The sequence below is a fragment of the Conyzicola sp. genome, from assembly GCF_057073975.1.
In genome coordinates this window covers 40,196-53,293 of record NZ_JBXMIS010000138.1, presented here as the reverse complement: position 1 = coordinate 53,293, position 13,098 = coordinate 40,196, and the positions used below count along the sequence as shown (strand labels likewise).

14 protein-coding genes are annotated in these 13,098 nt (G+C 68.9%); 5 read left to right on the top strand and 9 right to left on the bottom strand.

The window, feature by feature from the left end:
- Positions 1-43: 43 nt before the first annotated feature.
- The 3 genes from lepB to AC14A7_RS12725 all read right to left on the bottom strand — a co-directional run bounded on the left by lepB (position 44) and on the right by AC14A7_RS12725 (position 1,953).
- On the bottom strand, positions 44-754 hold the full coding sequence (gene lepB, locus AC14A7_RS12735; RefSeq protein ID WP_484009619.1) for a signal peptidase I: 711 nt from the start codon (positions 752-754) through the stop codon (positions 44-46).
- 173 nt (positions 755-927) lie between these two features.
- Positions 928-1,275 (bottom strand): 50S ribosomal protein L19, encoded by a 348-nt coding sequence (gene rplS / locus AC14A7_RS12730; RefSeq protein WP_484009611.1) that lies wholly within the window; start codon positions 1,273-1,275, stop codon positions 928-930.
- A gap of 141 nt (positions 1,276-1,416) precedes the next feature.
- The gene (locus AC14A7_RS12725) at positions 1,417-1,953 is read right to left on the bottom strand and encodes an MFS transporter (protein ID WP_484009609.1); all 537 of its coding nucleotides are present in this window, start codon (positions 1,951-1,953) and stop codon (positions 1,417-1,419) included.
- Between the two features lie 23 nt (positions 1,954-1,976).
- On the opposite strand from AC14A7_RS12725, the gene map reads away from it, so the two are divergent.
- Positions 1,977-2,744, top strand: coding sequence for a type I methionyl aminopeptidase (gene map, locus AC14A7_RS12720; protein ID WP_484009607.1), 768 nt, complete (start codon positions 1,977-1,979; stop codon positions 2,742-2,744).
- Here the strand turns inward: map and AC14A7_RS12715 are convergent.
- The 4 genes from AC14A7_RS12715 to trmD form a co-directional block, all read right to left on the bottom strand.
- Positions 2,741-4,168, bottom strand: coding sequence for an MFS transporter (locus tag AC14A7_RS12715; protein WP_484009605.1), 1,428 nt, complete (start codon positions 4,166-4,168; stop codon positions 2,741-2,743). The two genes, map and AC14A7_RS12715, sit on opposite strands and share 4 nt — an antisense overlap.
- 77 nt (positions 4,169-4,245) lie before the next feature.
- A complete protein-coding gene (locus AC14A7_RS12710; protein ID WP_484009603.1) occupies positions 4,246-4,785 on the bottom strand; it encodes a TetR/AcrR family transcriptional regulator in 540 nt (179 codons plus the stop codon).
- 56 nt (positions 4,786-4,841) lie between these two features.
- Entirely contained in the window at positions 4,842-5,270 is a 429-nt protein-coding gene (locus tag AC14A7_RS12705; RefSeq protein ID WP_484009601.1) for a hypothetical protein, read from the bottom strand.
- Positions 5,267-5,953 (bottom strand): tRNA (guanosine(37)-N1)-methyltransferase TrmD, encoded by a 687-nt coding sequence (gene trmD / locus AC14A7_RS12700; RefSeq protein WP_484009599.1) that lies wholly within the window; start codon positions 5,951-5,953, stop codon positions 5,267-5,269. The genes AC14A7_RS12705 and trmD overlap by 4 nt, the downstream gene beginning before the upstream one ends.
- A gap of 235 nt (positions 5,954-6,188) precedes the next feature.
- On the opposite strand from trmD, the gene AC14A7_RS12695 reads away from it, so the two are divergent.
- Entirely contained in the window at positions 6,189-7,079 is an 891-nt protein-coding gene (locus tag AC14A7_RS12695; protein WP_484009597.1) for an endonuclease domain-containing protein, read from the top strand.
- Positions 7,080-7,262: 183 nt separating this feature from the next.
- Here AC14A7_RS12695 and AC14A7_RS12690 read toward each other — a convergent pair whose 3' ends face one another.
- Entirely contained in the window at positions 7,263-7,982 is a 720-nt protein-coding gene (locus AC14A7_RS12690; protein WP_484009595.1) for a sirohydrochlorin chelatase, read from the bottom strand.
- Positions 7,979-8,347, bottom strand: coding sequence for a nitrite reductase small subunit NirD (nirD, locus tag AC14A7_RS12685; RefSeq protein ID WP_484009593.1), 369 nt, complete (start codon positions 8,345-8,347; stop codon positions 7,979-7,981). The genes AC14A7_RS12690 and nirD overlap by 4 nt, the downstream gene beginning before the upstream one ends.
- Positions 8,348-8,524: 177 nt before the next feature.
- Between nirD and nirB the strand changes: the two genes are divergently transcribed.
- From nirB to AC14A7_RS12670, 3 genes are read left to right on the top strand one after another with little or no spacing between them, the layout of a single operon-like run.
- The gene (gene nirB / locus AC14A7_RS12680; RefSeq protein ID WP_484009591.1) at positions 8,525-11,110 is read left to right on the top strand and encodes a nitrite reductase large subunit NirB; all 2,586 of its coding nucleotides are present in this window, start codon (positions 8,525-8,527) and stop codon (positions 11,108-11,110) included.
- Positions 11,071-11,877: a uroporphyrinogen-III C-methyltransferase gene (cobA, locus tag AC14A7_RS12675; RefSeq protein ID WP_484009617.1), complete on the top strand. Its 807-nt coding sequence runs from the start codon at positions 11,071-11,073 to the stop codon at positions 11,875-11,877. The genes nirB and cobA overlap by 40 nt, the downstream gene beginning before the upstream one ends.
- Positions 11,874-13,004 (top strand): uroporphyrinogen-III synthase, encoded by a 1,131-nt coding sequence (locus AC14A7_RS12670; protein ID WP_484009589.1) that lies wholly within the window; start codon positions 11,874-11,876, stop codon positions 13,002-13,004. Before cobA ends, AC14A7_RS12670 begins: the two co-directional genes overlap by 4 nt.
- Positions 13,005-13,098 lie beyond the last annotated feature (94 nt).

Genomic DNA, 13,098 nt, shown 5'->3' with positions numbered 1-13,098 from the left:
CCCCCCCCCCGCTCCACCTCGAGGGTCGGGTCGGCGACCGGGCTCACTCCGCGTCCTTCCGCTCTACGCCGGCGAAGACGAGCGGGTAGTTGTCGAGGGTGGTCCAGCGGTTGGCCGGCCAGCTGATGAGCAGCGCGCGGCCCACGACGTTGTCGATGGGCACGAAGCCGCCGCTCGGGTCGTTGCGGTGGAACGCCGAGTCGGCCGACTGGTAGCGGTTGTCGCCCATGACCCAGAGGTAGCCGTCTGGCACGGTGACCTCGAAGTCGTCGCGCGTCGCCTTCGTCGTGTCGGGCGGCAGGTGCGTGTACGGCTCGTCGATCGGCACGCCGTTGATGGTGAGCTGGCCGAAGTCGTTGCAGCAGACGATGGTGTCGCCGGGGAGTCCGATGACGCGCTTGATGAGGTGGTCGTTGCTGTCGGGGGCACTCAGCCCCACGAAGGCGAGCACGGCATCCACACCCTCGATGAGCGGGCCGCGGTCTGGCTCTGGGGTCGGGGTCAGCCACCCGCCCGGGTCGCGGAACACGACGACGTCGCCATGCTGGATCGGCGTCACCTCCGGCACGAGCTGGTTGACGATGATGCGGTCGTTGATCAGCAGCGTCGTCTCCATCGACGACGAGGGAATGTAGAACGAGCGAATGAGGAAGGTCTTGATGAGGAAGGAGATGAGCAGCGCGGCAACGAAAATGACGAGGATGTCGCGAATGAACAGCCGCACGCTGCGGGTCCGGCGCTCCCGGTCGGTCATCGCGGGCGGCACATCGCGGTGACCGCGAAGCCCGAGACGCGACCGCACCGTGTCGGCGCGCTCGCCACTGGATGAGCCGGAGCGCTCCGGCTGTACTTCGCTTGTCATTAAACCCCTGAGCTCCCTGCCAAGTGTATTCGGCAGGGAGCTCAGGTACGGGTGAAACGCGAGGCTTAGAAGTCGCGCTTCTCCTTGATCTTGGCCTTCTTGCCGCGAAGGTCGCGGAGGAAGTAGAGCTTGGCGCGACGCACGTCACCGCGGGTGACGACCTCGATGTGGTCGATGACCGGGGAGTGCACCGGGAAGGTGCGCTCGACGCCGACCTGGAAGCTGACCTTGCGAACGCAGAAGGTCTCGCGAACGCCCTCGCCGGAGCGGCCGATGACGATGCCCTGGAACACCTGGATACGCGAGCGCGTGCCTTCGATGATGTTGACGTGCACCTTGACGGTGTCGCCGGCGCGGAAGTCTGGGATGTTGTCGCGAAGCGACGCCTTGTCGAGATCGTCAAGGATGTGCATGGTGATTCGCTCTCTGTAACCGCCACAGGTCGATCACGGGTATAGGTCGTTCAAAGAATGGGAAGGCTTCTCACGAGACCCGGTTCCCCTGTGGCAGAACCGTGCAGAAGCACAAGGGGCAATTATGCCAGAAAGCGGCGGCTAGCGCGAACGCTCGTCGGTGCGCTGCTGATCGGCACGCTCCTGGTCAGCACGCTCCTGGTCAGCACCGACGGCGGGTGGGGGCACGACGATGATGCGGCCGGCATCGCCGGGAGTGCGCATGCGGGCCGACTCCGGGGTGAGGGCGAGGTCGTCGACGAAACCGCGCACACGTCGGCGGGTCTCGTCGGTGAGCTCCCACAGGGCAACCCAGAACAGCGCGACGATCAGAACGACGACCAGCGCGGCGATCACGGGAAACGCAAACAGGCCGTAGACGAGAAGGGATGCCCAGAGCGCCAGCAGGAGTGCGGCATCCAGCCAGGAGACGGCCCTGGCCACCCGCACCGACTTTCGCGCAGAGACGAGAGCAGCGATCACTGCGAGCGAGACGAACAGGACGGGGCAGAGCACGAGGTAGACGAGGAACTCCCACCCGATGCCGTCGGCGAGCACGCCGCGGCCGATGAGCACCCAGCCGGGCAGCACAACGGTCAGCGCGAACTGCGCGATGTAGACGGCACGCCTGATCAGCATGCCTGCAAGGCTAGTCTCGTTGGGTGATAGAACTCCGTACGCCCGCTGAGATCGAGGAGATGAGGCAGCCCGGCCGTTTCGTCGCGAGTGTGCTCGAGGCAACCCGCGCGGCCGCCTCTGTCGGCACCAACCTGCTCGAGCTCGACCGCATTGCTCACGCGATGATCCGCGAGGCCGGCGCAGAGAGCTGCTACATCGACTACCACCCCTCATTCGGCGCCTCCCCGTTCGGCAAGGTGCTGTGCACCTCGGTGAACGACGCCGCCCTGCATGGGCTCCCCTACGACTACGCGCTGCAGGACGGTGATCTCATCACCCTCGACTTCGCGGCATCGGTCGGCGGCTGGGTCGCCGACTCCGCCGTCTCGTTCGTCGTCGGCACCCCGCGCGACGAGGACCTCGCGCTCATCGCCACGGTCGAGGCAGCGCTCGAGGCTGGCATCGCCGCCGCGGTCGTCGGCAACCGCATGGGCGACGTCTCCGCTGCCATCGGCACAGTCGCGCGTGCGGCGGGCTTCGGCGTCAACACCGACTTCGGCGGCCACAGCGTCGGCCGCACGATGCACGGCGACCTCCACGTGCCCAACGACGGCACGGCGGGCCGCGGCTTTCCCCTCAAGCCCGGACTCGTCTTCGCGATCGAGCCGTGGCTCATGCACGGCACCGACCGCATCTACACCGACAACGACGGCTGGACGCTGCGCAGCGCCAACGGCGAGCGCGCCGCCCACGCAGAGCACACGGTCGCGATCACCGACGACGGACCCGTCATCCTCACCGCTCGCGGCTAGCGGTTTCGCACCGCCGCGGCGACGAGGGCGCCCGCGACCGAGAGGACCGCGGCACCGGCGAAGACCCAGCTGAAGCCATTCGCTAGCGCCTCCACCGGCGCGGATCCCGCGGCGACGAGCGACTCGGTGCGTGCGGCGGCGATCGTTGCGAGCGCCGCGAGCCCGACGGCGCCGCCGATCTGCTGGGAGGTGTTGATGAGGCCGCTGGCGAGTCCGGCATCCGACTCGTCGACGTCGGTCACGGCCAGCTGGGTGCCGGCGATGAACGCGCCGACCATGGCGACACCGATGAGGATGGTGGGGCCGAGCAGGTGCTGAACGAAGCCCGCGTCGGCAGGGGCGAGCGCGAGCCAGCCGAGCGCTGCGGCGAGCAGGAGCAGCGAGCCAACGAGTGTGCGGCGGGCGCCGAAGCGCTGCATCACCGTCGGCACGACGGCGGCGAAGAGCACGAGGGAGCCGGCGAGCGGCAGCTGCGACAACCCGGCGGCGAGAGCGTCATAGCCGAGCACCGCCTGGAGGTACACCGACAGCGCGAAGAACAGCGCGACGGTCGCTCCTCCGATGAGCACCAACGCGAGGTTGCCGGCGAGAAGGGAACGGTTTCGGAAGATCGCGAACGGAACGAGCGGCGAGGCGGAGCGGCGCTCGATGACGGCGAAGGCGCAGAGCAGCACGGTCGCGGCTGCCAGCAGCGCGAGGGTGGAGGGGTGGCCGAAGCCGAGCTCCTGCGCCTGTGCGAGGCCGAAGACGAGGGATGCGAGACCGGCGGTCACGGTGATGGCGCCCGGGGCATCCAGCTTCTGTGCCACGCGATTCGGATCGCGCGTGATGAGCAGCGGAATAGCGACGAGCACGAGGATGCCGACCGGCACGTTCACGAGGAACACCGCCTGCCAGCCGAACGCCGCGGTCAGCACTCCCCCGAGTAGCACCCCGGCCGCACTGCCGATGCCGGCGACAGCACCCCAGATGCCGAGCGCCTTGGCGCGGTCGGCCGTTGTGAGGAACAGCTGGGTGACGAGCGCGAGGGATGCTGGCGCGAGCAGCGCTGCCGACGCGCCCTGGAGGGCGCGGGCTGCGAGCAGCATCCCCCCGCTCAGGGAGAGAGCGGCGATGAGCGAGGCGACGACGAAACCCGCCACGCCGACGAGGAAGACCCGTCGGTGCCCGAAGCGGTCGGCGAGACGGCCGCCGAACAGCAGGAGCCCGCCGAACGGGAGGATGTAGGCAGTCAGCACCCAGCTCAGCGCCGCGGTGCCGAGGGCGAGCTGCGACCCGATGGTCGGCAGGGCGATGTTGACGATGGACGCATCGAGAACGACGAGGAACTGCGCCAGCGCGAGAACGGTGAGCGCAAGCCAGCGGCGCGAGCTGCGAGCGGTGGCTGAGGCGACGGTAATGGATGTGGCGGTGAGGGTGGACATTGACGTTCCTTTCAATTGAGTGATTGATCAATCACTTGCGCTGCCATGGGAATAGAGCGAGGTGCGGGATCGCGGGTCTAGTGGCGGAAGCCGTCGGCGAGAACGGCAGCCCACGGACTCTCGAGGTCATCGAGGCCGGCCGTCACAATGAGGTGGCACAGCTGGCCGTAGGCGATGAAGCGCTGCACGGCAGAGTCGGCCGCTCGCGATCGCGTACTCGCATACTCCGTCACCGCGCCGATGCCCCGGCGAAGCGCCTCGCGGATCTCGACGATGTCGGCTGCGGACTGTGCGTGCACCTGCAGCATGAGCAGGTCTCGATCGCCGATGAGGTCGGCGTACGCCTCCCCCATGCCGTCGAGCACATCCTCTGGCGTCTGGCTCGCGGCGGCGTCGGCGCCAGCCGCGAGGGCAGCGATCACTCGCTCGAAGCACCGGTCGAGCGCCGCCACGAAGAGCTTCTCCTTAGTGGGAAACAGCTTGAATACGTAGGCGGTGGAGATCTTCGCCGCTGCCGCAACGCTCGCCGTTGGGGTGCCGAGGTAGCCCGTCTTGGCGAACTCGGCTATCGCAGCGTCGATGACGGTCGCGGTGCGCTGTTCTGCAGTGCTGAGCATGTGAGTGACTGTACACTCACTATCATTACAATCGCAAGCGCCTGCCCGACACGCGACTACTTCGGCCCGGTCGCCGCCCACGGTGCAGGCACAGATGCGGCACGCTGTCGCGTCGATGTCGCAGCAATCACCACGCACGCCGCAATCGCCACTCCCGTCGTGACGAACCAGACAGCCATGACCTCGAGAACCCACTCCTCGACCAGCAGCACCGCGAGGCTCGCGACGATGAGCGCGTACTCGACCGCGAGCAGCACCGACTCCCGACGGGTCACCACGCGCTGCGGACGGGCCCGCAGCACCAGCTGGTTGACCACGAGAGACACTATGAGACCGAGGCCGTAGAGCGGGAGGCCGACGAGGCCGATGACGTTCGCGATCGGAAACCAGAACGCATCGGGGTCGAGGAAGAAGGCGACAGCGAGCACCCCGTAGAGCACGAGCGCCCCAGCGACGACGAACTGCGACCAGAACCAGAGCTTCACTCTGAATCCTTCAGGAGGTCTGGTCGCACCCTCCGGGTGCGCTCGAGCTGCTGGTCGTGCCGCCAGGCGGCGATGGCACCGTGGTTGCCCCCGAGCAGCACCGGCGGAACCTGCAGGCCACGCCACTCCGCGGGCTTGGTGTAGCTGGGGTATTCCAGCAGGCCATCCTCATGGCTCTCCTGGGTGAGGCTCTCTGGATTGCCGACGACCCCGGGCACGAGGCGGCCGATGGCCTCGATCATCGCGGTGACAGCAACCTCTCCCCCGTTGAGCACGTAGTCGCCGAGGCTGATCTCACGCACGCGGGTGCGGCTCGACGCGTAGTCGATGACGCGCTGGTCGATGCCCTCGTAGCGACCGCAGGCGAAGACGAGGTGCCCCTCCCCCGCGAGCTCGCGAGCCGTGGCCTGGGTGAAGCGCTCGCCGGCGGGGCTCGGAAAGATGACGACCGTCGAATCGGCGATGACGGCATCCAGTGCCTCACCCCATGGCTCCGGCTTCATGACCATGCCGGCGCCGCCGCCGTAGGGGGTGTCGTCGACGGTGCGGTGCCTGTCGTGGGTGAAGTCGCGCAGGTCGTGCACGTCGACCTCGATGAGCCCTGACGTGCGGGCCTTGCCGAGGAGGGAGATGTCGAGCACGCCGAAGAACTCCGGGAAGATGCTGACGATGTCGATGCGCACGTGCTCCAGCGTACGGGAGCGCCTCCGCTCTCCCGCCGCAACGACCCTCTCGTGCCCGACCTCGTGCCCGCCGCCTCGTGCCGGTCGAAAATCCGGTTGGATGCGGTGGCCGAGCCTCATAGGCGGCTGCACCACGCATCCAACCGGATTTCCACACCCACCGGCTCAGCAATGGTCGTGCACAGTCGCGCGCCCGGTCCTGCACCTCAGGCTGGAGCTCGACGATACTGCCCGAATGGCACGCACCGCAGACACCGTCGCTACGCTCGGCGGCATCGCGTCCCTCACGCTTCTGCGAGAGCGAGGCATCACAGCGAGACAGGCGGCCGCATCAGTGCAGCGCGGTGAGCTCATCCGGTTGCGCAACGGGTGGTTTGCACTGCCAACCGCCGATTCCGATGCAATGCGTGCCGTGCATATCGGCGGGCAGCTGACCGCAGCGAGCCGGCTGGGCAAGCTCGGCCTCTGGACGATGCCAGGCGATCGCCTTCACGTCTCAGTGGCACGGGACGCAACCCGATTGCGACACGGTGGCGACGCCTGCCTGCACTGGCGCGATCTGCCGTGGGACCCGCCTCGCACCGCCCCGGTGGACTCCGTCCTCTCGTCCATTGCCCGGCTCATCGAGTGCAGCAACGAGGAGGCCGCGATAGTCACGATCGATTCGGCGCTGAACACTCAGCGTGGCAGTCGCCACGTTCTTGAGGAGCACGAGTTGGCCGAGATCCTCGCAGTTCTGCCCCGGCGATTTCAACGCATCGCCCGGCTCGTCGACCCGGCAAGCCAGTCGGGCCTCGAGACGCTGGCGCGGTTGCGACTGCGACGACGAGGTCTGACGGTGCGGACCCAAGTGCACATCCCGGGCGTCGGGTTCGTCGATCTGCTCATCGGCGATCGGCTCGTTCTCGAGCTCGACAGCCGCAGCCATCATCTCGGCACGAACTACGAGAACGACCGGCGGCGCGACCTCGAGTTGTCTCGGCGGGGATACATCGTCATTCGGGTGAGCTACCGCCGGGTCATGGAGGACTGGGCATCGGTCGAGGCGAGCATCCTCGACGTGGTCAGGCGAGGTGAGCACCGTCGTCGCGCGATGCATCGGCGACTCGGGCTGGCGCTGAGCTGAGCTGTGCCGTGCCGTGCCGTGCCGCGGTCGGTGCAGTTTCTCCGGTCAGATCGATACCCCAAGCCACCCCTCGGGCCGGGCGGTGCAATCAGCCGGAGTTTTGACCAAGGGGCTGGGTAGGGGGCTGGGTGAGGGGGCTGGGTGAGCGGGCTGGGCGGTGACGTGGGGGTGAGCCAACTGGAGCTAGGCGAGCGCCCCCGCGTAGCGGTCGAGCACGAGGTCGACGAGCTCGCGCGGCGGCTCGTCGCCGGCACGAAGCAGGGGTTCGGTCGTCACGTCGGCGGCGGTCGCCCGCGCCAGGTCGGCAAAATAGCCGGGCGCGAGCAGGTAGGTGGCCACGACGACTCGGCCGCCGCGCGCTCGCTCCAGCTCCACGGCGTCGTCAAGGCGCGGGGATGCCGCACTGATGAACCCGACACGAACCGTGCGCTTGATGCGCCGCGACAGCCGCGCTCCCATCTCGAGGCAGTCGTCGACCGCGCGCTGATCGCTGGATCCCGCGCAGGCGAGCACGACGCGGTCGTCGCTACGGAGCCCGGCCTGGACCAGGCGGCGCTCGAGCACGGCGACGAGGCGGTCATCCGGTCCGAGGGCCGCGGCCAGAACCGCGCCGGGAGCGTCGCGGATCGAGCGGCGAAGGTCGACGTGCACGTGGTATCCGGCGGAGAGCAGGAGGGGCACGATCGCTGCCGGCCCGGGGTTCGCCTCGAGGGTCGCGGCGACATCCGGCTGCTGCACGTCGACGAAGCCGCCGGCCACGGCAACATCGCCGCGAGCGCGGGCGACGGCGTCCACCAGCGAGGCGACGGCGTGCTGGCCGATCGGCGAGGAGGTTCCGTGGGAGATGGCAAGGAGTGCTGGCGTGAGTGTGCCGGTGCGCGGCCCCTCGAGGAGGAGGCTCACTCGAGCACCTCGACCTCGACGAAGCCACCGACGACGCGGGTGCGGAAGGTCTGCAGCGCGAACTCCGGCTGGGCGAAGCACTCGCCAGTGCCGAGGTCGTAGACGTGCTTGAGCAGCGGGGAGGCGACGGTCGGCCGGTCGCCCTTCGATCCGACGATGCCGCGCGAGATCACGTTGGCGTTGGTGGCAGGATCGCGGTTGTCGACCGCGTAGATCTCCTCCGGCCCGATCATGAACAGTGCGATCTGGCGCATGCGGATCAGCAGCGCCTCGCCCCACGACGGCTCGAGCTCGTCAACGGCGCAGGCCCGCTGCCAGGTTGCTGCAGCACTGGCGGGGGCCTCGAGTTCTGTCGCAATGGTCATGCAGCCACGCTAGGCAGCCCATGTTTCTTCGCGGTCTCCCCGTGTTTCGCCGCCGTGAAACCTCCCTCACACGCTGTGCCCACGACTGTGCGGGGTTCGTGATCCCCGGGATACACCGGGGCAATGGCAGGGAAACCGCGCCTGCATAGGCTGCGGACACGAGCCAAAGGGACAGCTATGACAACAGACTCGACCACCCCAACCCGTGTCGTCGTAATCGGCGGCGGGCCAGCGGCGCACCGCCTCGTCGACGCGATCCGTTCGCGCGACGCCGGCGAGCGCATGCACGTGACCGTCATCATGGAGGAGCGCCACGCCCCCTACGACCGGGTGGCCCTCAGCAAGCGGCTCGGCACCGACCACGACCTCACCCTCGAGCCTCTGTGGCACGACGACCACACGGTGCTGCACGTCAACGCTCGGGCAACGGCCGTCGACACGGCCGCCAAGACCGTGACGACACCCGTCGGGGTGCACGAGTACGACGAGCTCGTGTTCGCCACCGGTTCGAGCGCGACGGTTCCCGAAATCCCGGGCGCAGAGCTCAGTGCCGTGTACCGCACGATCGACGACGTCGACAACCTCGCCTACGACGTCGCCACCCTCTCGAACACCCTCGGCCGCCCGGCGAAGGTCATCGTCGCCGGTGGCGGTCTTCTCGGCCTCGAGGCCGCTGGCGGCGTGCACAAGCTCGGCGCGGAGTCGGCGATCGTGCACTCCGGCTCGTGGCTCATGTCGGCCCAGCTCGACGAGGGCGCAGGCCGCGCCCTCGGTCGCCTCATCGGAGCACAGGGCATCGCCCTGCACCTCGGCACCCGCCCCCGGCGCATCGAGTCGACCGACGGCGTTGTCACCGGGGTCACCTTCACCAATGCCACGCGGGTGGATGCCGACATCGTCGTCTTCTCCATCGGCATCACCGCGCGCGACGAGCTCGCCCGCGCCGCCGGCATCGAGACGGCGGAGCGCGGCGGCATCGTCATCGGCACCGACTGCCGCACCTCGGTCGACCACGTCTGGGCGATCGGCGAGGTCGCCAACTTCGAGGGACGCTGCACCGGCCTCGTCGCCCCAGCCAACGCCATGGCAGAGGTCGTGGCCGACCGCCTCTTCGGCGGAGCAGCGGAGTTCACGAGCGTCGACGACGCGACCAAGCTCAAGCTCAGCGGCGTCGAGGTCGCGAGCTTCGGCGATGCGCGCGCCGAGGCAGAGGGCGCGCTCGAGGTCGTCTACGCCGACCCGGCCCGCGGGCTCTACCAGAAGCTCGTCATGTCGGACGACGCCCGCACCCTCCTCGGCGGCATCTTCGTCGGCGACGCGGAGCCCTACGCCGCGCTTCGCCCCATGCTCGGCCGCGAGCTGACCGCGGAGCCCGGCGCCTACCTCTCTGTCGCGGGCGGGGAGCTGCCCGGCGGCGGCGACCTGCCCGACGACGCCCTCGTGTGCGCGTGCAACAACGTCGATGCCGGGTCTGTGCGGGAGTACGTGCGCGGCGAGCACGGCGAGGCGTGCACCGATCTGGCGAGTCTGAAGACCTGCTCGCGGGCCGGCATCCAGTGCGGGTCGTGTGTTCCTCTCGTCAAGAAGCTGCTCGAGAGCGAGCTAACGGCCGCCGGCATCGAGGTGTCGCGGGCGATGTGCGAGCACATTCCGCTCAGCCGCCAGGAGCTGTTCGAGACGGTTCGCGTGCTCGAGCTGCACTCCTTCGATGAGATCATCGAGCGGGTCGGCACGGGGCGCGGCTGCGACATCTGCAAGCCGGCAGTCGCGTCGGTGCTCGCGAGCCAGTTCAGCAGCGACTACGTGCTCGATGCCGGCCGCGGCACCCTGCAGGACACCAACGACCGTGCCCTTGCCAATATGCAGAAGGACGGCAGCTACTCCGTGGTGCCGCGCATCCCCGGCGGCGAGATCACGCCGGCCAAGCTCGCGGTCATCGCGAAGGTCGCCACCGACTACGGCCTCTACACGAAGATCACCGGCGGTCAGCGCATCGACATGTTCGGCGCGCGGCTCGACCAGCTGCCCGCGATCTGGCGAGAGCTCGTCGAGGCAGGATTCGAGTCTGGGCAGGCCTACGGCAAGGCGCTGCGCAACGTGAAGAGCTGCGTCGGCTCCACGTGGTGCCGCTTCGGCGTGCAGGACTCGGTGGCCATGGCGATCCGCCTCGAGCTGCGGTACCGCGGCCTGCGCGCACCGCACAAGTTCAAGTTCGGGGTCTCGGGATGCGCGCGCGAGTGCGCAGAGGCCCGCGGCAAGGACGTCGGCGTGATCGCCACCGACCAGGGCTGGAACATGTACGTCGGCGGCAACGGCGGGTTCCAGCCTGCACACGCGCAGCTGCTCGCTGGCGACCTCGACGACGAGACCCTCATCAAGTACATCGACCGCTACATGATGTACTACATCCGCACCGCCGACCGCCTGCAGCGCACCGCGCGCTGGATGGAGGAGCTGCCCGGCGGCATCGACCACGTGCGCGAGGTCGTCGTCGAGGACTCGCTCGGGCTCGCCGACGACCTCGAGGCCGCGATGGCGAAGCATGTCGACAACTACGAGGACGAGTGGGCGGCGACCCTGAAAGACCCAGAGCGCCTTCGCCGGTTCCGCAGTTTCGTCAACGCGCCGGACTCGCCGGATGTCGGCCTGCCCCGCGTCGAGGAACGTGGCCAATTGCGTCCTCCCACGGCAGCGGAACTCGCGAACCCGGCTACGGTACTGGTATCCGGTCCAACGATTCCGATGAGAGGGGCTTCCACGTGACAACGGGCAGTGTGACCCTCGTCGGCGGCGGACCTGGCGCCGACGACCTCATCACTGTCGGCGGAGCCCGTGCCCTCGCCGAGGCGGATGTCGTGCTGTACGACCGCCTCGCTCCGCACGACCACCTGGTCTCGCTCGCCCCCAAGGCCCTCCTCATCAACGTCGGCAAGCAGCCGGGCCACCACGCCATCACCCAGCAGGGCATCGAGCAGCTGCTCGTCGAGCACGCGCTCTCCGGCTCGAAGGTCGTTCGCCTCAAGGGCGGCGACCCGTATGTGTTCGGCCGTGGCAGCGAGGAGGTCATCGCGTGCCAGTCCGCCGGCGTGCCGGTGACCGTCATTCCCGGTGTCTCCAGCGCCATTGCGGTGCCGGCGGCAGCGGGCATCCCACTCACCCACCGTGGCGTCAGCCACCTCTTCACCGTTGTCTCCGGCCACGCCGTGCCGTCGGAGAGCGAGCTGGAGCACCTCGCCGGCCTCGGGGGCACGATTGTCGTGCTCATGGGGGTCGCCAACCTCGTGCCCATCGTGCAGGGCCTCGCCCGCTTCGGCCTCGGTGCCGACGTGCCCGTCGCGATGATCGAGCGCGGCTTCAGCGCCGACCAGAAGACCACCATCTCGACCGTCGGCTCCGCCGTCACGGATGCCGCGAACGCGCGCGTCGGCAACCCCGCCGTGCTCGTCATCGGCGAGGTCGTTCGCCTCGCCTACTCCGGCGACCTCGACGCCGCCGCACTCTTTCGACGCGCGACGGCGCTGGCCTCATGAGCGAGACCGACGAGGCACGGGTTCCGGGATTCGGCTCTGAGCAGCTCGTCGGCTTTCGCATCGGCGTCACCTCCGACCGGCGGTCGGAGGACCTCATCGACGCGCTTGAGCGACGCGGGGCGACCGTCATGCACGGCCCGACACTGCGCATCGCGCACGCCCACCTCGACAACCCGATCATCGACGACACCAAGGCGATCATCGAGCACCGCCCCGACGTGCTGCTGGCGACGACGGCATACGGAATCCGCCGCTGGTTCGAGGTGGCGGATGCGGCAGGCATCGGCGACGACCTGACCGAATCGCTCGAGCACGCCCGCATCCTGGTTCGCGGACCGAAGGCACGCGGCGGCATCCGCGCCGCCGGCCTCAACGACTCCGGCATGAGCGAGGTCGAGACGACAGAGTCCCTCGTCTCCAAGGCGCTGGAGGAGTGCGAGCCCGGCCAGACCATCGCCGTGCAGCCGCACGGCAAGACCGACGAGCCACAGCTGGCCCGCCTGCGCGAGAAGCACACCGTGCTCACCGTCGCCCCCTACCGTTGGACGCGGCTCGGCAGCAACGACGACAAGGTGCAGCGCCTCATCGACGCGATCTGCGCGCGGCAGCTCGACGCCGTCACCTTCACGAGCGCGCCAGCCGTGGATGCCCTGCTCGGGGCGGCGGAGAGCATCGGCGTTCTCGACGCCCTCATCGACGCCCTCCGCAGCGACGTGCTCGCTGCGGCCGTCGGCCCGGTGACGGCCGCGCCGTTGCTGGCCCGCGGCGTCGCGCCCATCCAGCCAGAGCGGTTTCGCATGGGGGCGCTCATCCGCCTGCTGTGCGAGTACCTCGAGACGAACCGCGTCACCCGCGTCGAGACGCGACACGGCGAGCTCGCGCTGCGGGGCCAGCTCGCCGTGGTCGCCGGCAAGCGCATCTCGCTGCCGCCGACATCCATCACCCTCCTCCGCCAGCTCATGGCGACTCCCGGCGCGGTGCTCTCGCGGGCGGAGCTCGCCAGTGCGCTGCCCGGAATCCAGGACGACCACGCCATGGAGGTCGCCATCAGCCGCCTCCGCCAGTCGCTTGCCGTGCCCGGCCTCGTGGCAACCGTGGTCAAGCGCGGCTACCGTCTCGACGTCTAGACCTCTCCGGCCGCCCGCACACGTGTGAGGCGCGGGTCACGAGCGTTTACATCGGGGCAATGGAGGGGAAACGGCGCTCACCTAGCCTGAGGCT